Origin of the sequence: Rhizobium anhuiense bv. trifolii, assembly GCF_024346605.1 — a bacterium.
Taxonomy (GTDB): Bacteria; Pseudomonadota; Alphaproteobacteria; order Rhizobiales; family Rhizobiaceae; genus Rhizobium; species Rhizobium anhuiense.
Map to the genome: position 1 here is coordinate 611,314 of NZ_CP098804.1, position 18,698 is coordinate 630,011.

At 61.8% G+C, this 18,698-nt stretch carries 17 protein-coding genes and 1 pseudogene; 10 read left to right on the forward strand and 8 right to left on the reverse strand.

The annotated features are described in order from the left end of the window. Positions 1 to 32: 32 nt before the first annotated feature. Together NE851_RS34560 and NE851_RS34565 are read left to right on the forward strand one after the other, a co-directional pair. Complete coding sequence (locus tag NE851_RS34560) at positions 33 to 701, forward strand: response regulator (protein WP_127431070.1); 669 nt, start codon at positions 33 to 35, stop codon at positions 699 to 701. Beyond that, a complete protein-coding gene (locus NE851_RS34565) occupies positions 691 to 2,091 on the forward strand; it encodes a sensor histidine kinase (protein ID WP_029733065.1) in 1,401 nt (466 codons plus the stop codon). Before NE851_RS34560 ends, NE851_RS34565 begins: the two co-directional genes overlap by 11 nt. 82 nt (positions 2,092 to 2,173) lie before the next feature. On the opposite strand, the gene NE851_RS34570 is transcribed toward NE851_RS34565, so the two are convergent. From NE851_RS34570 to NE851_RS34595, 6 genes and pseudogenes are all read right to left on the reverse strand, one after another. Then, on the reverse strand, positions 2,174 to 3,055 hold the full coding sequence (locus NE851_RS34570; protein WP_029733066.1) for an ABC transporter permease: 882 nt from the start codon (positions 3,053 to 3,055) through the stop codon (positions 2,174 to 2,176). 11 nt (positions 3,056 to 3,066) lie between these two features. Next, positions 3,067 to 3,885, reverse strand: coding sequence for an ABC transporter ATP-binding protein (locus NE851_RS34575; protein ID WP_029733067.1), 819 nt, complete (start codon positions 3,883 to 3,885; stop codon positions 3,067 to 3,069). Positions 3,886 to 3,981: 96 nt separating this feature from the next. Then, entirely contained in the window at positions 3,982 to 4,995 is a 1,014-nt protein-coding gene (locus tag NE851_RS34580; protein ID WP_029733068.1) for an ABC transporter substrate-binding protein, read from the reverse strand. 111 nt (positions 4,996 to 5,106) lie between these two features. Beyond that, positions 5,107 to 6,105: pseudogene (locus NE851_RS34585) on the reverse strand (GlxA family transcriptional regulator). Continuing rightward, positions 6,102 to 6,680, reverse strand: coding sequence for an isochorismatase family protein (locus tag NE851_RS34590; protein ID WP_179867830.1), 579 nt, complete (start codon positions 6,678 to 6,680; stop codon positions 6,102 to 6,104). Before NE851_RS34590 ends, NE851_RS34585 begins: the two are co-directional and overlap by 4 nt. 123 nt (positions 6,681 to 6,803) lie before the next feature. After that, positions 6,804 to 7,532: a FadR/GntR family transcriptional regulator gene (locus tag NE851_RS34595; protein ID WP_097543806.1), complete on the reverse strand. Its 729-nt coding sequence runs from the start codon at positions 7,530 to 7,532 to the stop codon at positions 6,804 to 6,806. A gap of 291 nt (positions 7,533 to 7,823) precedes the next feature. Here NE851_RS34595 and NE851_RS34600 point away from each other — a divergent pair, with 291 nt between their 5' ends. Together NE851_RS34600 and NE851_RS34605 are read left to right on the forward strand one after the other, a co-directional pair. After that, complete coding sequence (locus NE851_RS34600) at positions 7,824 to 8,084, forward strand: CopG family ribbon-helix-helix protein (RefSeq protein ID WP_047618843.1); 261 nt, start codon at positions 7,824 to 7,826, stop codon at positions 8,082 to 8,084. Continuing rightward, complete coding sequence (locus NE851_RS34605; RefSeq protein ID WP_097543725.1) at positions 8,084 to 8,359, forward strand: type II toxin-antitoxin system RelE/ParE family toxin; 276 nt, start codon at positions 8,084 to 8,086, stop codon at positions 8,357 to 8,359. The genes NE851_RS34600 and NE851_RS34605 overlap by 1 nt, the downstream gene beginning before the upstream one ends. 6 nt (positions 8,360 to 8,365) lie before the next feature. Here the strand turns inward: NE851_RS34605 and NE851_RS34610 are convergent, their stop codons facing one another. Then, entirely contained in the window at positions 8,366 to 9,373 is a 1,008-nt protein-coding gene (locus NE851_RS34610) for a LacI family DNA-binding transcriptional regulator (RefSeq protein WP_097543726.1), read from the reverse strand. Between the two features lie 206 nt (positions 9,374 to 9,579). Here NE851_RS34610 and NE851_RS34615 point away from each other — a divergent pair, with 206 nt between their 5' ends. The 6 genes from NE851_RS34615 to NE851_RS34640 all read left to right on the forward strand — a co-directional run bounded on the left by NE851_RS34615 (position 9,580) and on the right by NE851_RS34640 (position 17,299). Further along, positions 9,580 to 10,902 (forward strand): alpha-L-fucosidase, encoded by a 1,323-nt coding sequence (locus NE851_RS34615; protein WP_097543727.1) that lies wholly within the window; start codon positions 9,580 to 9,582, stop codon positions 10,900 to 10,902. A gap of 50 nt (positions 10,903 to 10,952) precedes the next feature. Continuing rightward, positions 10,953 to 12,173: an ABC transporter substrate-binding protein gene (locus NE851_RS34620; RefSeq protein WP_097543728.1), complete on the forward strand. Its 1,221-nt coding sequence runs from the start codon at positions 10,953 to 10,955 to the stop codon at positions 12,171 to 12,173. 35 nt (positions 12,174 to 12,208) lie between these two features. Further along, positions 12,209 to 13,135 (forward strand): carbohydrate ABC transporter permease, encoded by a 927-nt coding sequence (locus tag NE851_RS34625; protein ID WP_097543729.1) that lies wholly within the window; start codon positions 12,209 to 12,211, stop codon positions 13,133 to 13,135. Continuing rightward, positions 13,125 to 14,009, forward strand: a complete 885-nt coding sequence (locus NE851_RS34630; RefSeq protein ID WP_047618844.1) for a carbohydrate ABC transporter permease — start codon at positions 13,125 to 13,127, stop codon at positions 14,007 to 14,009. Before NE851_RS34625 ends, NE851_RS34630 begins: the two co-directional genes overlap by 11 nt. Positions 14,010 to 14,208: 199 nt before the next feature. Continuing rightward, entirely contained in the window at positions 14,209 to 15,138 is a 930-nt protein-coding gene (locus NE851_RS34635) for a substrate-binding domain-containing protein (RefSeq protein ID WP_047618847.1), read from the forward strand. A 16-nt stretch (positions 15,139 to 15,154) separates the two neighbouring features. After that, positions 15,155 to 17,299 carry a methyl-accepting chemotaxis protein gene (locus NE851_RS34640; protein ID WP_029867885.1) on the forward strand — a complete coding sequence of 715 codons (2,145 nt, stop codon included), beginning with the start codon at positions 15,155 to 15,157 and terminating at the stop codon, positions 17,297 to 17,299. 54 nt (positions 17,300 to 17,353) lie between these two features. Here NE851_RS34640 and NE851_RS34645 read toward each other — a convergent pair whose 3' ends face one another. Next, on the reverse strand, positions 17,354 to 18,616 hold the full coding sequence (locus NE851_RS34645; RefSeq protein WP_097543731.1) for a DUF3422 domain-containing protein: 1,263 nt from the start codon (positions 18,614 to 18,616) through the stop codon (positions 17,354 to 17,356). Positions 18,617 to 18,698: the final 82 nt, after the last annotated feature.

Consider the following 18,698-nt stretch of genomic DNA (forward strand, 5'->3'; position numbering starts at 1 on the left):
GCCAAGCACTCTGCACATGCTAAGGAGGTCGGATGCGACTGCTTGTGGTGGAGGACAACAAGGATCTGGCGGCCTGGCTGGGGAAAGCCCTGCGACAGGCGCAATATGCTATCGATATTGCCCACGATGGCGAGGATGCGGAGCACATGCTCAAGGTGGCGGAGTATGCCGCGATGATCCTCGACCTGGCGCTGCCCAAGCTTGATGGCTTGACGCTCTTGAAACGATTGCGGCAGTCCGGAAACAAGCTGCCGGTCATCATCTTGACTGCGAATGCGAGCCTGGACGGTCGTGTGGCGGGGCTCGACAGCGGTGCCGACGACTATCTCGCCAAGCCCTTCGAAATCGCCGAACTCGAGGCGAGGATCCGTGCGGTGGTTCGCCGCGGTCAGGATCGGGCATCCTCCGAGATCACCGTCGGCAATCTGCGCTTCTCCGGTGGAACGCGGCAGTTTTTCGTCGCAGGCGAACCGCTGCAGCTGACGCCGCGTGAATATGCCGTTCTTGAACAGCTTGTCATGAAGCTCGGCAACACGATCTCGAAAGCCGCTCTTTCCGAAAGTGTGTTCGGTTTCGACGACGAGGCGGATCCGAGCGCTATCGAAATCTACATCCACAGGCTGCGAAAGAAGCTCGAGAGCAGTTCGGTTCAGATAGGGACGTTGCGCGGGCTCGGTTATCTCCTCCGACATGTCCAGTAGCCTCATCACAAAGCTGGGCGCCACGATCGCGCGGCTCAGCCAGAGCCTGAGGGTACAGCTGCTCTGCTGGGTGCTGCTCACTCTCTTCGGCGCGATCGGTTTCAATCTTTACGACAGCTTCTGGACGGCGGATGCGACAGCAAAACTGGTGACGGATCGAACGCTTCTGGCCTCGGCCCGCGTCATTGCTGAAGCCGTCCGCGTCGATGAGGGCGGCAATGTTCAGGTGGACGTGCCGCCTTCCGCGCTGGAGATGTTCGATACGGGCTTCGGCGACCGGGTATTTTACCAGGTCATCACTGTGTGGGGCAGTCTGGTGAGCGGTCTTCCCGACCTGCCGTTGCCAGCCGTACAGCGGGCGGGCGAGGATCGTGCGTTCCATGGTGCCGATGTGCGCGTCCTGATGCTCGACCATCCTGTCGTCGGCCTTCCCGATGACGGCACGATCTCCGTCACCGTCGCCGTGACGCATAACAGCCAGTATGCGATGCGAAGGCAGCTATGGCTTTCGGATTTTTCGAAGCAGTTCGTGCTCGTCTTCGTCGCAAGCCTGGTGACCATCCTCGGGCTTCAGCGGGGCTTGGCGCCGGCTCTGAGACTGCGGGACGCCGTGCGCCAGCGCGGGCGCAACCGTCTCGATCCGCTGCCGCCCGAGATGGTGCAGAGCGAACTGCGACCGCTCGTTCATGCCCTGAACGACCATATGGAGCGCGTCCAGAACCAGATGGCCGCACAGCGACGCTTCGTATCGAATGCCGCGCATCAACTCAGAACGCCGCTCGCGCTGATTTCGACGCAGGCGAGCGTGGCAGCCCGCGAAGCCGATGCGGCTCGCCGCGACGAGGCGCTTTTCGCCCTTCGCACCAGCACGAAGCAGATTTCGCGTCTTGCCAGCCAGCTCCTCACCTTGTCACGGGCCGAGCCCGGAAGCCGCCGTCCGCGCAGCGATACGACCGATCTCAGCAAGGCTGCCCGCGAGATCCTGGAAGCGCATGCCGAAGAGGCGCTCAAGCGCAACATCGATCTCGGACTGGAAGCGGACCGACCGGTCATCGTCGAAGGCGATGGGACGATGCTGCGCGAGATGCTGGTCAACCTCATAGACAACGCCATACGCTATACCTGTGCCAATGGACGGGTGACCGTCGCGATCGGCCAGGCGAACGGCAACGCCGTCGTCACCGTCGAGGACGACGGACCGGGTATTCCGATCGGCGAGCGCGAGCAGGTTTTCGAACGCTTCTACCGGATTATGGGGACCGAAGCCGAGGGGAGCGGTCTGGGGCTTGCGATCGTGCGGGAGGTTGTCGAAGGCGCCGGAGGCTCAGTCTCGCTCGATGACGCGGAAGGCAGTGGGCTGGTCGTGACGGTGCGGCTTCCGCTTGCTTAAACCTCAAGTGCATCAAATGACAGAAGGCCGGGCATGCACCCGGCCTCCTGTTCGATCTGCCTTGGGAGGAGGTCGGATTGGATCACTGCGTATCGAGATGCTGCTGCGGGCGCCACTTCGCCAGGCGGTTCTCGATCAGCGTCATGATATATTCGGCGAAAAGCGTGACGACCATGACGAGGAGGATTGCCGCGAACATGCCGGCGGCATCGAACGTACCCTTGGCGATCGAAATCAGCTGGCCGATGCCGAACCGGGCACCGACGAATTCGCCGACGATTGCGCCGATGATCGCGAAACCAAAGGAGACGTGCAGACTTGCGAAGATCCAGCTCATCGCCGAGGGGATGACCACCGTGCGGGTGACCTGCCAGTCCGAGGCGCCAAGGATGCGCGCATTGGCGATCATGTTGCGGTCGGCCTCGCGCACGCCCTGGAAGGCGTTGGCAAACACCACGAAGAACACCATGATGAAGGCGAGAGCAACCTTGGACGGCAGGCCGAGACCCATGATCATGATGAAGATCGGGGCGAGAACGACGCGCGGGATCGAGTTGATCGCCTTGATGTAGACGGAGAAGATGTCCGACAGGAAGCGGTTGCGGCCAAGACCGATGCCGACGAAGACGCCGGTGATCGAGCCCGCGAAGAAGCCGATCAAGGCCTCCTCCATCGTCACCCATAGATTATACCAGAGCGAACCTTCCGTGGTGCCTTCGGTCGCCCATTCGTAGAGGCGCTCAACGACGCCGCTCGGGCTCGAATAGAAGAACGGGTCGATCCACTGCATGTTGGAAGACAGCTCCCACATGCCGATCACGAAGACCAGGATGGCAATCTGCCAGAAGCGCACCGCGGTGTTGCGCCGGCGCATCGCCTTCAGCGCCGACGCCTCGATTTCCGAGTCCGACGTGCCCGGCCGAAACAGGGTGGCCGAACCGGCCTCAAGAGTGGTGTGTGCCATGATATCCTCCCTCAGGCCGCTTCGCTCGCGCGCCGGTAGCTGGTCTCCACCTCCTCGCGGAGGTCTTCCCAGATCGTCTTGCAATAGTCGATGAAGCTCTGCTCGTAGCGGATTTCCGACACGACGCGCGGGCGCGGCAGATCGATCGTATAGACCGACTTGACCGTCGCGGGGCCGGCGGTCAGGACATAGACCTTGTCGGCGAGCGCGACAGCCTCTTCGAGATCATGGGTCACGAACACCACCGAGGCCTTTCGCTCCGCCCACAGCTTCAACAGCTCTTCATGCATGACGGTGCGGGTCTGGACGTCGAGGGCCGAGAAAGGCTCGTCCATCAGCAGAATTTCCGGCTCGTTGATGAAGGTCTGTGCCAGCGAGACGCGCTTGCGCATGCCGCCGGAAAGCTGGTGGGGATAGTGATGGACAAACTTCGAAAGGCCGACGCGGGCCAGCCAGTCGCGTGCGCTCTTTTCCGCTTCAGTGCGCGACTTGCCGCGAAACAGCGGGCCGGCCATGACGTTGTCGATGACGTTTTTCCAGGGAAAGAGCGCGTCGGTCTGGAATGCGAAGCCGACACGCGGGTCGATGCCGGTGATCGGGCCGCCCATCAGCCGGACTTCGCCGGCGCTCGGGCGTGCAAGACCCGTCACGAGGTTGAGGGTCGTCGATTTACCGCAGCCGGTGGGGCCGACGACGGCGACAAACTCTCCGCGGGCGACGGTCATGTTGAAATCGCGCAAGGCGGTAAGGGACTTGCCGGTCGGCGAGACGAAGCGGCGGCTGACATTGATCAGCTCGATCGCCGGAATCTGGTTGTTGTCATGTTGCATGATGATACCTGAAGCGTGCCTTTGGGCGCGTGCACGCAATGCCCATGGATCGATCGGTTGGCCGCTTCCGGTTGGTGCCGGAAGCGGCGTGACGCCCTACTTGACGTTCTTGACGAATTCCGTCGTGTAGGTCTTGGACAAGTCGATCTGCTTGCCCTTGACGTTCTTGGAGAACTCCGAGAGCACGGCAAGCACGGTTTTCGGACCGTCTTCCGGCATGACGCCATCGGGCGTGAACATGCCCTTGCCCTCGTCGAGAGCCTTGATGTAGCCGTCCTTGTCGCCGACGTAGAAGTCCTTCGGCATCTTGTCGGCGATCTCGGCGGCGGAATGCGTGTTGATATAGCGCAGCGTCTTGACGAAGGCGTTGGCGAGCTTCTGTGCCTCTTCCTTGTGCGCGTCGACCCAGGAGGCCTCCATGTAGAGCGAGGCGGCCGGATAGGTGCCGCCGAGCGCCTGACGGGTCGACTCGACCGTGCGCATGTCGACGAGCACACTCGCTTCGCCTGTTTTGACCATGCGCGAAATCGTCGGCTCGGTGGTCATGCCGGCCTGGATCTGGTCCTGTTGCATGGCGGCGATGAAGGTGCCGCCGGCGCCGACTGGAACCGTCACGACGTCGCCGGGCTTCAGGCCGGCCTTCGAGGCCATGAAGAGGGTCAGGAAGTTGGTGGACGAGCCGAGACCGGTGACGCCGAGGCTCTTGCCCTTGAAGTCGGCCGGCGACTTGATGTCGGGATGTTTGCTCGAGACCATCTCGACTTCGCCCGGCGCCTGGCTGAACTGGACGATGGATTCGACGAATTTACCTTTGGCCTGCAGGTCCACACAGTGGTCGTAGAAGCCGACCACGCCCTGGACGGCGCCGGCCAGAAGCTGGTTTTCAGCATCGACGCCGGCGGCTTCGTTCAAGAGCTCGACGTCGAGACCCTCGTCCTTGAAATAACCGAGCGATTCGGCAAGTTTGGCGGGCAGATAGATCTGCTTCTCATAACCGCCGACCATGATGGTGATCTTGTCGGCTGCGTTTGCGGCGCTCGTAGCGAAAGATGCTGCGGCGAGAAGCGTCGAAAAGGCGACGGTGTGAAAAAGGCTGCGTGAAGAACGCATGGAAATCTCCTCCTGTGGTTTGCTCGCATCGTCGTCTCGCCACCCTTGACCCGTGTCTCCTCCACGATGCTGCCCCTTCCTATGACGTCGAAGCTTTCAACTAGCTTTCAGCTACAGCCGCGACCGTGCCGTGCTCGGCGGGCCATCATTCAGACGATTCCAGGCTCGGCGCAGCTGCCGCGCCGAGCCGAAGCCGGCGCGCATGGCGACGGCCTCCATGTCCAGTCGCGAACCGGCGAGCATCTCGCGGGCAAGAGCCACGCGCATACGGTTGACGAAATCCGTAACGCTCATGCCCGTCTGCTCGTTGAACAGCCGTGAAAGGTTGCGCGGGCTGGCGCCGCTGAGGCGGGCGAGCAATGCCACCGACCAGTCCCGAGAGGGGTCGCCGACCACTGCATCCTGCGCACGATGAATGACCGGGTGGATATGGTTGCGACCTTCGAGCCAGGGCGAAAGTTGCGGATCCGAGCCGCCGCGCCTGAGATAGACGACAAGCTATCGCGCCACCGCAAGCGCACAGGCATGTCCCGCCGCTTCGGCGACGATATGCAACATGAGGTCTATGCCGGCGGTGATGCCGGCGCTGGTGAGGCGGTCTCCATCCTCGACATAGAGCCGGTTGTCCCGGACGCGCGCCGTCGGCGCGAGCCGGATCAGATCTTCCATGCAGCCGTGATGGGTGGTGCACTCGCGGCCGTCGAGCATTCCGGCCTCGGCAGCGAGCAATGCGCCCGAGCAGATCGAGACCAGTCGAATTCCTGGACGAATGGCGCGCTGCAGCCATGCGACAATGGCAGCCTGGTCGGCGCGTTCCTGTTCGTCCCGCCGATGGCTGCTTTCCATCGGAACGTCGGTGCTGCCGGCAATGACGACAAGCGCGCTATCGGGCAAGCATTCCGGCAATGCTGCGACGCCCGTAACGGCAAGGCCGATCGAGCTGCCGACCGTCGCCGACGGGCCGATATAGGTGACGGTGAAGCGCACTGTGGGCTGTTCGAGGTTTGCCTTGCGCAGCACTTCGATCGGACCGGCCACGTCGAGCAGCAGCACGCGCGGCGGCACGACGACGAAGACCGGAATATCGAAGGGCTGCGCGGCGTCTGTCATGCGGCGAGTGGCTTTTCACGCCCCGCCAGGGCCTGTTCGACGGTCGCGATCCGAGCGAAACGGCCTGACAGGACCAGTTCGGTCCGGTCCCGAATTTCTCTCGCACTCCAGGTGCGCCCAGTGGCGTCGGTCATCGGGAAGGTCAGGGTCGCTTCGCCGACATAGTCGACTTGATAGCCGAGATCGGAGGCATGGCGGGTGGTGGTCTCGCAGCACTGTTCGGTGCGGATGCCGGAGACCAGGAGACGACGGACGCCGTTCTCGGTCAGCCACACGTCGAGACCCGAACCGACCAAGGCGCTATGGCGGTTTTTCCTGAATGTGGCCTTCGGCGCGATCCTGAGCGGCGCGAGTGTCCTGACGAACCCGGATGCCTCGGAAAACGGTGCGGTTTCATCGACATGGAAGATCTGGACGACGGGTATTCCGTCGGCTTCCGCGCCGTCGATCAACGCCTGCTGACGATCGATGTAGGCGGATGCCAGGTTTTCATCCCAGTAATCGCGTTGTCTGAAAGACTCTTGGGCGTCGATAACGAGAAGGACAGTATCATGGCCGGACATTTTTTGCTCCATGGCGGTTGATCATGAAGCCATATTCGGCAATTTGATGGCACGGGAAAATGCGCGCGCCGGACAAATAGCGGATAATTCGCGCCAATCGCTACGGGCGCTTTCAGACAGTTCCTGGGCCGACTATCAGCTGGTAAAGCTTCGCAGATCCCTCAGCAGGTTGCGGTACCTTGCCTGGCTGCCGACCAGATGCTCGCGCATCGCATTTCGGGCGGCCTGATCGTCCCTGTCGGAAATGGCGACGACGATCGCCTCGTGCTCTCTGTGGATCAGCTTTCGGTAAGCAGTCTGTTCGGCTGTCCTTGTTTCCGGGACCAGCCTGGACTGCGGGATGATCGCCGAGCCCTGGGACTCCAGGAACTGCCGGAACAGCGGATTGTTCGTGGCTTCGGCGATGGCGGCATGGAGTTCGAGATCGGCCTCGCGAATGGATTGGTCGCTCTCGATGCACTGGAGAATTTTCCGGTGGCATTCGAAAATCGCCTCCTCCTGCGCGGGCGAGCGGCGCAAGGCCGCAAGACCGGCAGCTTCGATTTCGACAGGCGTTCTGATCTCGAGCACTTCCAGATCGGAAACAACGCGGGCCTTGTCGGCTTTCCCAGCGGAGACAGCCGGATCGGCGCCGAGGACGAAGATGCCCGCCCCCTGGCGCACCTCGACAAGCCCGTCGGAGCGAAGCGCGGCCACCGCCTCGCGCACGACGGTCCGGCTGACGCTATGCGTTTCGGTCAGTTCATGCTCGCTCGGAAGCTTGTCGCCGGCAGAATACTGGCCGCTCAATATGGCTTGCCGAAGGCTTTCGCCGACCTGTGAGACCAGCGACCCGGAGCCTTTGCTGCGATCCTTCATCTGCATAGCCACGCCTGCCCCCGCATCGGCTTTGATCCGAATGCCGTCAAAACGCGCGGCACTGCGAAACTCATGATTCATCACACATGTATGACAAATTTCGAGCTCTTTCAATGGTCGCGGCAGTCGGGCTTGTTCCTTGGCGGTTTTTACTTGGAGATCAGCCGCTGCGCTTTATCGCAAACTCTCGGCATTCCGTCAGTCCGCCGACATGTTTCGAGCTTTTCTGAGAAATAGGTGACTGGATATAATCAGAATTAATCGCTATGATTATAAGTGATTGACAAGGAGTTTTCGATGGAGACCAAAGTTCTGACTGCCCATGTTCCGCTGCCGCTTGCGCAGAAGGTCGATCAACTTGCATCGCGGCTCGAACGCTCGCGCGGCTGGATCGTCAAGCAGGCACTGACTGCATGGATCGACCAGGAAGAGGAGCGTCGGCGTTTGACGCTTGAGGCGTTGGCCGACGTGGATAGTGGAAACGTTGTCGATCATCAGGCTGTTCAGGCCTGGGCTGATAGTCTTGACAGTGACGAGCCGATTTCGTTGCCCCGGTGATGGAAGTCAAATGGACGAGCAAAGCGGTCTCGGATGTTACCCGCTTATACGACTTTCTCTCTCCGGTCGACCGGCGGGCTGCGGCCCGAACCGTACAGGCGCTGACGGCAGCCCCTGCGCGGCTGCTTGAGCAGTCACGTCTCGGCGAGCGACTCGAGGAGTTTGATCCTCGAGAGGTTCGCCGCATTCTCGTCGGCCGTTACGAGCTCCGCTACGAAATCCAGCAGTCGACAATCTATGTATTGCGGCTTTGGCATACGAGGGAAGATCGGTAGAAGCCCTCACAGCCGCCTGGTCGATTCCCCGCGCACGAATCTCGGCGTCAGGATGAAATCCTCAGGCGGCGCGGCGGCGCCCTCCGGACTTGCTATTCTTGTCAGCAGACGTTGTGCCGCCAATTCCCCGAGCTTCTGCGCATCCTGCACCACCATGGTGATGCGCGGCGTGATGACATTACTCCAGGGCACGTCGTCGACCATCGCCAGCGACACGTCGTCAGGGCAGCGGAAACCCATCTCCTGCATCACCTGCAGTGCGGCCAGGCCAGTCATGTTGTTGGCGCCGATGATGGCGGTCGGCCGGTCGCGGCGGGTCAGCAGCCGCATCGCCTGCGCATGGCCGCCGGTCCTGGTGTAGCCGCCTTCGACCACCAGCGAAGGGTCGATCTCCACACCGGCGCCGGTCATCGTGTTCAGAAAGCCTTTCAGGCGCTCGTCGGCGGTGTGCAGGCCGGAGGGCCCGGAGATGAAGCCGATACGCCGGTGGCCGAGCTGCAGCAGGTGTTCCGTCAGGATGGTGGTGGTCAGCGGATTGTCGGAGCCGACGAAATCGCGCTCTGCACCCTCCACCTTCTGGTCGAACATCACGATCGGCGTCTTGAAGTCGCGCAGGAACGTGGCGTATTCCTCGCCGCGCCCGTTTGCCGCCAGCGCAATGCCAGCGATTTTCTGCGCCTCCAGCCGCTCCAGCAGCGCCCGCTCGAGGTCGGCCCTGCCGGAGGAGTCGGCGATCAGGACGAAATAGCCGTGATCGAGCGCCTGATGCTCGATCTCGCGGCGGATGTCGCCGAAGAACATGTTGCCGAGATTGGCCGAAACGAAACCGATCAACGAGCTGCGTCCGCGCGCCAGCGTCTGGGCCACCGGGTCGATGCGGTAACCGGTCGAATTTATCGCCTGCTGGATGCGGTCGAGCGTCTCGGCGCCGACCCGCTTCGGGCTGTTGAGCGCGAGCGAGACGGTCGAGATGGAAACCCCCGCAAGGCGCGCTACGTCTCGTATCGTGGTCATGTCTGTCGAACCGGTTCTAATGCCTTGTTATGTCCGATTTTATTGGTCGGCGCAACATGCATGCCTCAAAGTGGCTATCCCGCAAGGCTTGCATTTCTGAATCTGCGATGGAGAATTTGTCTTGACAGGCGCCGGATCAGGTAAGAGTGTTAGTCACCGAACCGGTTCGATATGATGTTGAGCCGGAAAGCAGGGAGGAGAAACCTGTGACGAATTCGGAACGCCTGTCGGAAAATCCGGCATGGGAAGGAGCGGGCAAGCACGCCTGGTTCAGCCACGACCGCCTTGGCATGTTCATCCATTGGGGCCTCTATGCCTTGGGAGCCCGGCATGAATGGTTGAAGAACCGCGAAGAGCTGACCGACGACCACTACCAGCGCTATTTCGAAAATTTCGATCCCGATCTCTACGACCCCAAGGAATGGGCCCGCCGGGCACGTCTTGCCGGCATGAAATATGTCGTGGTGACGACCAAGCATCACGAAGGTTTCTGCCTCTGGGACAGCAAGGTGACGGATTACAAGGCGACGAACACGCCCTGCGGCAAAGATCTGCTGACGCCGCTGGTCGAAGCCTTCCGCGCCGAAGGACTGAAGATCGGCTTCTACTATTCGCTGCTTGACTGGCACCATCCCGATTTTCCGATCGACGTCCACCATCCCTTGCGCAACCATCCGCAGGCCGAGGCGCTGAATGCCGGCCGCGATATGGCCAACTATGCCGCCTATATGCGCGAACAGGTGCGCGAACTTCTGACCGGCTTCGGCCGCATCGACATCATCTGGTTCGATTTCAGCTATCCCCAGCGCGAATATCGCGGCCTGCCCGGCAAGGGGCGTGCCGATTGGGAGAGCGAGCGCCTGCTCGCGCTGGTACGCGAGCTGCAACCCGGCATCATCGTCAACAACCGCCTCGATCTGCCGCCCGGCAATCTGCCCGACGTGACGACGCCGGAGCAATATACGCCGCGCGTGGCGCCCGCTATCGCCAGCCAGGGGGTGCTCTGGGAAGCCTGCCACACCTTCAGCGGCTCCTGGGGCTATCACCGCGACGAGGATAGCTGGAAAAGCCCGGAACAGATCATCCAATTGCTCATCGATTCCGTCGCGCTCGGCGGCAACCTCCTGATGAATGTCGGCCCGACCGGCCGCGGCACGCTCGATGCGCGCGCCATCGGCGCGCTTGAAGTCTACCAGAACTGGATTGAGGTCAACGCACGCTCCATTTATGGGGCCGGGCCATCCGACTATCCGGTGCCGGCCGGCTGCCGCTATACCCAGCGCGGCAACCGCCTCTACCTGCATGTCTATAATTGGCCTTATCGCCACATCCACATCGAAGGCCTCGCCGACAGGATCGCCTATGCGCAATTCCTGCACGACGCCAGCGAAGTGCGCTGGCTGAGCCACACCAGGGATGTGGATTCCAATATCGGCGTGATGGTGCCGGAAGGCATGATCACGCTCGAACTGCCGGTCCGGCGCCCGGACGTTACCGTGCCGGTGATCGAGATCGTCCTCAAGGCGTGAGCTCGATCGCACTCGCGTGTCCTTTGCGTTCATGGAGGGAGGAGAAACCCATGAAGGTTCTGAAGAAAACGCTTTTGCTTGCCGCAATCGGCAGCAGTCTTTTTGCCACAGCCGCATCGGCCGAGCAGGTCAACCTGACCTGGCAGATGTGGACCGGCTCCGAAGCCGACACCAAGGGCTGGCAGCACCTGGCCGACATGGTGACGGCCAAATATCCCGATATCAAGGTGACGCTGACGACGACGGGCTGGGTCGATTACTGGACGCGGCTGCCGGTGCTGGCGGCGTCGGGACAGCTCGCCGACATCGTTTCCATGCAGTCGTTGCGCATGCCGAATTTCTATTCGCTGCTCGAGCCGCTGAATGACCGGATCGCGGCCGACAAGTTCGACGTCGGCGCTTTCACCCCCTCGATCATCGGCGGCATGTCGGTCGACAAGCAGCTTTACGGTCTGCCTTATGATGTCGGTCCGTGGGTCATCTACTATAACCAGGATGCGCTCGAAGCTGCCGGCATTCCTTTGCCGAAACCGGGTTGGACGCTGGCCGAATTCACCGATGCAGCCAAGAAGCTGACGAAAGACGGCAAATACGGATTCGGCATCACCCCTCAGAATTATTCGGTCCTGGCATCGGCCTGGGGCGATAAATATGTCAACGACTCCGGCGAGCTCGACCTGACCAATCCGAGCGCCGTTGCCGCGGCCGAGAAGGTGATCGGTTTTGCCGCCAAGGACAAGGTCGCGCCGCTGGTGCCGTCGAGCGCCGATGCCGGCACGGTCATCCAAGGCCGGTTCTACTCGGGCAATGTCGCCATGTATGTCGACGGTCCGTGGTCGATCATCGGCATGAAAGACAAGGTCAAGTTCAAAATTGGTTCCACCACCCTCCCGCGCGGAGAGGGAGAGCTTACGGCCGTCACGGCGGGCTCCGGTTTCGGCATCGCCACGTCGAGCAAGAACAAGGATGCGGCCTGGAAGGCGATCCAGGTGCTGACCAGCCCGGAAGCACTGCAGTATCTCGCCGAGCAGGGGCGTGCGCTGCCGGCGCGCACGGCCGCGCAATCCTCTTGGTACAAGGTGGCGGCCAAGGACATCACCAATGGCGGCGAGGCCATCGACTATTCCCTGGCGCATTCAGTACCCTACGTGATCACCAACAACTGGGCGGCGGTGGAAAACCTCTTCAACCAGTATTTCCCGCCGGCCTTCGCCGGCAGCGCCGATGCCAAGCAGACGATGGAGTCGATCCAGAGCCTCGCGCAGCAATAGGATGGCGTGGCAGGATTGCCGCGATGGAGGAAGACATGTCGCAAAGCGCCGTCGCCGAAATTCCGTTGCAGCCCGGTCAGCCACGGCGCTTTCTACAGCCTGAGACACAGACGGCCATGCTGTTCCTGTTGCCGAGTTTCCTCGGCTTCATGATCTTCATGGCTCTGCCGATCCTGGCGTCGCTGGCGCTCTCCTTCACCAGCTGGCAGTTGATCTCGACGCCGTCCTTCGTCGGCTTTCAGAATTATATCAAGCTCTTCACCGTCGATCCGGCCTTCTACACGATATTGAACAACACGCTGTTCTTCGCCGTCGAGTATCTGGCCGTGAATATCATCGTCTCGCTGACGCTGGCGGTGTGGATATCCAGCCTGAAACACGGCAAGGCGATCTTCCGGGTGATCTTCTTCCTGCCGACCTTCACCCCGACCATTGCCGCCTCGGTGGTGTGGCTCTTGATCTTCACGCCGGACGGGCTCGCCGACAGCGTCATCCGCTCGCTCGGCCTCGGCCTGCCGAATTTCCTGCTGAGTTCGAGCTGGGCGATGCAGGCGGTCGTGATCGTCACGCTCTGGGCCAATGTCGGCTACAACGTCGTGATGTTCAACGCTGCGCTCGACCTGGTGCCGAAGCATTATCTCGAGGCGGCGACGATCGACGGAGCCAATGCCTGGCAGCGCTTCTGGCGCATTCGCCTGCCGCTCATCTCGCCGACCATCTTCTTTGCCACTGTCATGACGGCGATCACCTCGCTGCAGGTCTTCGACGAGATCTTTGCGATGACGCGCGGCGGCCCCGGCTCGGCGACGTCGACACTCGGCTTCGCCATCTACCAGAAGGGCTTCGCGAATTTCCAGATGGGCTATGCCTCAGCTCTTGCCTGGGTGATGTTCGTCATGATCATGGCGCTCACCATCCTGCAGTTCCACATGCAGCGCAAATGGGTGCATTATGACGATTGATCCGAGCTCACGGCACCCACATTCCGTCTCTGCGGATCGCCGCCGCATCTTGCGTGGGATCGGCACCGTCTTGAGCTATGCGGGGCTTTCGCTGGTTGCGCTGCTGTTCCTCTTTCCCTTCTTCTGGATGGTGTCGAACGCGGTGCGCTCGAATGCCGAGGTCATGGCCGTGCCGGTCCGCATCCTCCCCGAGGAATATCATTGGGGCACCTTCGTCGAGGCCCTGGTGTCGCTGCCGTTCGGCACGTTCCTGTTGAATTCCTTCATCGTCGCCTGCGGCGTCACCGCGATCGTGATCGCGGTATCCTGCCTTTCCGCCTATGCGTTCGCACGGCTGCGGTTTCCGGGCCGCGAAGGACTGCTGCTGACCTTTCTCAGCACGCTGATGATCCCCCAGGTGATGCTGGTCATCCCGCTCTTCCTTCTCGTCAGCAAGCTCGGCTGGATCAACACCTATCACGGCATGATCCTGCCGGTCGCCTTCTCGTCCTTCGGCACCTTCCTACTGCGCCAGTTCATCCTCGGCATTCCCAAGGATCTCGACGAGGCGGCGATGATGGACGGGGCCTCGCGCCTGCGCATCCTGGTCAGGATCATCGTTCCGCTTGCCATGCCGGCCATCGGTCTCCTGGCGCTCTTCACCTTCATCGCGCAGTGGAAGAGTTTTCTCTGGCCGCTGATCGCTACCAGCGGCCTCGAAAAAGCCACGCTGCCACTCGGCCTCACCCTGTTTCAGACGCAGCAGGGCACCGCCTGGAACTACATCATGGCGGGTGCGACGATCTCCATGCTGCCGGGCGTCGTGCTCGCCATCGTGCTGCAGAGGGTGATCTACAAAGGCATCAGCGTCGGCTCCGGCTTCGGCGGGCGCTGATGTCTATAAGTACAAGGACTTAAGCGCATTGCGTCAAGTTCGATGCGATGTCCTTGAAGTCCGGCCGATTGCCGCCGAAGAACGCGCTGCTCGCGTTGCAAGATCATATCCCCTGCTTAACGTTTGTTTCCGGTCGAAAAGTAAAATTTAACCAAAATTTGAAATAACGCAGTTGTATCCGAATTGCGCAGGGGAATTCATGAAAACGGCCACGCTTGCATCCATCGCTCTGGCGATATCGGTCTCTGTTGCCAATGCGCAGACGATCGCGGTTTCGATGACCAATCTCGACAAATTCAGAGAGATGCTTCTGAACGGCGTCGTCTCGCACGGGAAGACGATATCAGGCCTCAAGCTCGTCACCGCGAATGCCAAGGGCGACAACGAACTGCAGAAGAAGCAGGTTCAGCAGTTCGTCGCCGACAAGGTCGATGCCATTATCATGATGCTGTCTGATGGCGATCTCGGGCCGCAAATGACCAAGATCGCAGCGGATGCCGGCATTCCGCTGATCTACATCAACACGACGCCCTCCAATCTTTTGGACTTGCCGGACAATCAGGTCGTCGTCGCCTCCGATGAGAAAGACTCCGGTACGCTCGAAACGAAGCAGGTATGCTCTCTCCTCAAGGGCAAGGGCCGCGTCGTCGTGCTGATGGGGGAGGTCTTCCATGTGGCTGCCCGCACCCGCACCCAGGACATCACCGATGTCATCGCGACGCCGGAATGCAAAGGCCTCGAGATCGTCGAGCGGCAGGCGGCCTATTGGTCACGCGATTATGCCGATCAGCAGATGCAGGAATGGCTGGCGGCCGGCGTCAAGTTCGATGCGGTTATCGCCAATAATGACGAGATGGCGCTTGGTGCGATCCGCGCCATGAAGAAGGCCAATATCCCGATGAAGGACGTCGTCGTCGGCGGCGTCGACGCGACCGACGACGCGCTCGCCGCGATGGTGGCAGGCGATCTCGACGTCACCATTCTCCAGAGCGCCGTCGGGCAGGGCGCTGCCGCTGTCGACGCCGCCGTGAAGCTGATCAACAAAGAGAAGGTGCCGCGCGAAAACAACGTTCCCTTCGAACTCGTCACACCTGAAAACATTGCCGCCTATCTGCCGAAGAGCCAGTGAGCATAAGAGGACTATCATGTTGCATTTCTGGAATAAATTCGGCATTCGCGCGCAGATCACCTCCGGCTTCGTGCCGCTGATCCTGTTGATGAGCCTGCTCACGGTCAGCGCCATCTCGGGCATGAACGGCCTCGCCGCGATCTTCGCATCCTATCGCGTCACGGCCGGTCAAAGTCTCGCCATCTCGGACTACAGCGAGCAGCTGAACGAAATTCAGATGTCGGCGGAAGCCTTCCGCTCGACGCCGACACAAGCCGTGGTCGACAGCTTTCGCGCCGGCGTGAAGGCCTTCGAGGCGGATGATCCGCGTTTTGCCGGCAACAAGGAGCTGCAGTCCGGCCTTGCGGCGATCCGTCAGGAGATCACCGCCTATGGCAAGGCTTTCGAACAGATTGTTTCCCTCCAGGCCCGACGCGACATGCTGATCTCCAAGGTCACCGAATTCGGCCCCTGGACCAGCATCGCGCTCAACGACGTCGTGCGCAGCGCCTGGCGCCAGAACGACGTGGCCCTGCTGCAGATGACGGCGGCGACGCTGGAGGCCCTGAACCGCAGCCTCTATTTCTCCGAACGCTTCGTGCATTCCGATGATTTCGCCGCCTATGATACGGCGCAGGCAGCACTCGCCGAAGCCGTGGCGCTCAACGATGCCGCCGCCAAGGCCGCAAAGAACGAGCTGCAGAAGAAGCGCCTGATGGGCGCCGGCCAGCTCATGCAGAACTACACCGCCCGTCTCGGCGACATGAAGGAGGTGCTGCAGGCTGCCGGCAATATCCGCCAGACGCAGCTGAACGTGCTGGCGCCGAAGATATCAGGCGAGTTCAAGAATCTGCAGGCGGCAGTGACCGGCGCGCAGAAGAACCTCGACGGTTCGGTCGACGCAACGGTTGCCTCCGCGACCAGCACGACGCTGGTTATCAGCGGTCTCCTGATCGTCATCGGCCTGGTGCTTTCCTATTTCGTCGGCCGGCTGATTTCCTCGGCGGTGCGCAACATGGCCCAGTCGATGGAACAGCTTGCCCGCGGCGAGGAAGGGATCGTCATCACCGGCGTCGAGCATCGCCACGAATTGGGCGCCATGGCCCGGTCGCTGAAGGTCTTCCAGGAGACAGGCCGCGCCAAGCTGATCGCCGAGGCCAATGCCGAACGCGCGCGCCTCGCCGCCGAAGAGGAACGGCTCCGTCAGGAGGCCGAGCGGCTCTCCGACGCGCAGGTGATGGAACATGCCTTCCGCCAGATCTCCGTCGGGCTGGACGCGCTGTCGAAGGGCGATCTCACCGTCCGCGTCGGCGAAGTCGATCATCGCTACGTCAGGATCCGGGACCATTTCAACAACTCGGTTGCGAGCCTCGAAGAGGCGGTCGACTCCGTCATTCGCGCGGTCGCCACCATCCGCTCCGGCCTTGCGGAAATCTCCACGGCGTCCAACGATCTCGCCCGCCGCACCGAGCAGCAGGCAGCGTCCCTGGAAGAAACGGTGGCGGCGCTGGGTGACGTGACCCGCGGCGTCAACGGGACGGCGGAGGGCGCAAGCCGCGCCCAGGGAGTCGTGGCGACCGCCCGCACCAATGCCGAAAAGGGCGGCGAGATCGTTGCCCGCGCCATCGACGCGATGACGGAAATTCAAAATTCATCGTCGAAGATCGGCAACATCATCAGCGTCATCGATGAGATCGCCTTCCAGACCAACCTGCTGGCGCTGAACGCCGGCGTGGAAGCGGCGCGTGCCGGCGAGGCCGGCAAGGGCTTCGCTGTCGTCGCTCAGGAAGTCCGCGAGCTCGCCCAGCGCTCCGCCAACGCGGCAAGGGAGATCAAGCAGTTGATCTCCACTTCCTCGGCGCAGGTCAAGACAGGCGTCCAGCTGGTGGGTGAATCCGGCCTGTCGCTCGAACAGATCGTCGAGCAGGTCACCGCCATGAATGCGACCGTGGCCGAGATCGCCGTTGCCGCCCGCGAGCAGGCGACAAGCCTGCGGGAGGTGTCGGCCGCCGGCGACCAGATGGACAAGGTGACGCAGCAGAACGCCGCGATGGTTGAAGAGACCACGGCCGCCGCCCAGAGCCTGACGCATGAAACCGAAAGCCTTGCCGAATTGCTGCGGCGCTTCAGGACGAGCAGCGGCCGGGCATCGGAGCATCGGCACTACGCCTTGGCATCCTGACCTTCCATCGATGCACGAAAATAAGCGCCGCCGCCCGAAAGGGCGGCGGTCGCGTCAGTGGTTCCCGGATGCCGGACCGTGCGGTGCGCCGGCAATGCTCTTGCGAACGTGACGGACCGCCGTCCAGACGGCAAAGAGCACGAGCGGGATGGCGCCGAGTACGGCGAGCTTCGCCACATGCGGATCGACACCCAGTTCGGAAATGCTTTCCAGGCAGATCTTCGCCAGCCCGACAGTGTAGTAGGTGATGGCGATGACGGAGAAGCCTTCGACCGCCTGCTGGATATGCACCTGGATGCGCGCCCGCTCTTCCATCGACGTCAGCAACGACGCATTCTGATCCTCGAGCTGGACCTGCACGGTCGTCCTGAGAAGGTCTCCAGCCAGGCTCACGCGTTCGGCGAGTTCGTCGAGCCGGCGCTCGGCGGCTTCGACCGAGCGGACGGCCGGTTGAAAGCGCCGGTCAATGAAAGTGCCGAGCCTCTGGCGCTGCTCGACGCGTGCCTCGCGAAGCTCCGACACTCTGCTCGCGACAATTTCGGCATAGGCTTTCGTCGCTCCGAAGCGGTGGCGGGCCAGCGCCGAGAAGTTGAGAACATCCGACGAGAGCCTGGTCACCTCGGAAAGCAGCGCCTTGTCGACCTTGATCGCACTCTGCATATGCGCGATCAGCAAGTCGAGGCGCCGGTCGAAGACGGAGAGCTTCGAGACCGTCTCGCGCGCCATCGGCAATGCCAGCAGCGCCATCATCCGGTATGTCTCGATCTCCAGGAAACGCCTGACCATGCGGCCGGTGCGATAGGCGTTGAGGTTGCGGTTGAAGAACAGGAATTCGACGAAACCGCTGTCGGTCAGCCGGAAGTTCGAATGCACTTCCGCATCGCCGCCGCCGACCTGAGAGGCGACATAGTCGAGTTTCGGTTTTTCCGGACGCTGTCCGTCCTTCTCGTCCCGCACCAGCACCCGAACGGCTGCAATGATCTTTCCGTCGATCTGGCGGCAGCAGGCCTGAAAGGCTTCCGGCGGCTGGCTGCCGGGTTCGGCCGATGCCGGAACGACGAAGGTCAGCGTCAGGAACTCGGTATGGGCCTCCCACTTCAGCCGGCCGTCGCCGAAACGGCCGATGCCGTGATTGCCCTCGCGGGTCGTGGAGACATCTTCCAGTCCTGGCAGCGAGTCTTGGATCGACGGAGGAGCATTCTCGCCGACGATGGCGACGTGCCAGACATCGGTGTCGCCGTCGAAATAAAGCGACGGCCGCGCGTGCAGCTCGTTGTGAAGTTCCCTTCGCAGCGGATGCTCGGAGCCCATCGGCATGGAAATGCACCTCTATACGGTAGGCAGTCGCTGGGTCGCCGGACGTAACCGGGTTGCCGGCATGTGTGAATTGACGTGGACC

Excerpts from the sequence above, each read along its gene's own strand:
- NE851_RS34635 (WP_047618847.1), top strand. The coding sequence starts at position 14,209 with ATGAAAACGGCCACGCTTGCATCCATCGCTCTGGCGATATCGGTCTCT.
- NE851_RS34640 (WP_029867885.1), top strand. The coding sequence starts at position 15,155 with ATGTTGCATTTCTGGAATAAATTCGGCATTCGCGCGCAGATCACCTCC.
- NE851_RS34620 (WP_097543728.1), top strand. The coding sequence starts at position 10,953 with ATGAAGGTTCTGAAGAAAACGCTTTTGCTTGCCGCAATCGGCAGCAGT.
- NE851_RS34590 (WP_179867830.1), bottom strand. The coding sequence starts at position 6,680 with ATGGAGCAAAAAATGTCCGGCCATGATACTGTCCTTCTCGTTATCGAC.
- NE851_RS34605 (WP_097543725.1), top strand. The coding sequence starts at position 8,084 with ATGGAAGTCAAATGGACGAGCAAAGCGGTCTCGGATGTTACCCGCTTA.
- NE851_RS34625 (WP_097543729.1), top strand. The coding sequence starts at position 12,209 with ATGTCGCAAAGCGCCGTCGCCGAAATTCCGTTGCAGCCCGGTCAGCCA.
- NE851_RS34560 (WP_127431070.1), top strand. The coding sequence starts at position 33 with ATGCGACTGCTTGTGGTGGAGGACAACAAGGATCTGGCGGCCTGGCTG.
- NE851_RS34630 (WP_047618844.1), top strand. The coding sequence starts at position 13,125 with ATGACGATTGATCCGAGCTCACGGCACCCACATTCCGTCTCTGCGGAT.
- NE851_RS34565 (WP_029733065.1), top strand. The coding sequence starts at position 691 with ATGTCCAGTAGCCTCATCACAAAGCTGGGCGCCACGATCGCGCGGCTC.
- NE851_RS34580 (WP_029733068.1), bottom strand. The coding sequence starts at position 4,995 with ATGCGTTCTTCACGCAGCCTTTTTCACACCGTCGCCTTTTCGACGCTT.
- NE851_RS34570 (WP_029733066.1), bottom strand. The coding sequence starts at position 3,055 with ATGGCACACACCACTCTTGAGGCCGGTTCGGCCACCCTGTTTCGGCCG.
- NE851_RS34610 (WP_097543726.1), bottom strand. The coding sequence starts at position 9,373 with ATGACCACGATACGAGACGTAGCGCGCCTTGCGGGGGTTTCCATCTCG.
- NE851_RS34645 (WP_097543731.1), bottom strand. The coding sequence starts at position 18,616 with ATGCCGATGGGCTCCGAGCATCCGCTGCGAAGGGAACTTCACAACGAG.
- NE851_RS34595 (WP_097543806.1), bottom strand. The coding sequence starts at position 7,532 with ATGCAGATGAAGGATCGCAGCAAAGGCTCCGGGTCGCTGGTCTCACAG.
- NE851_RS34600 (WP_047618843.1), top strand. The coding sequence starts at position 7,824 with ATGGAGACCAAAGTTCTGACTGCCCATGTTCCGCTGCCGCTTGCGCAG.
- NE851_RS34575 (WP_029733067.1), bottom strand. The coding sequence starts at position 3,885 with ATGCAACATGACAACAACCAGATTCCGGCGATCGAGCTGATCAATGTC.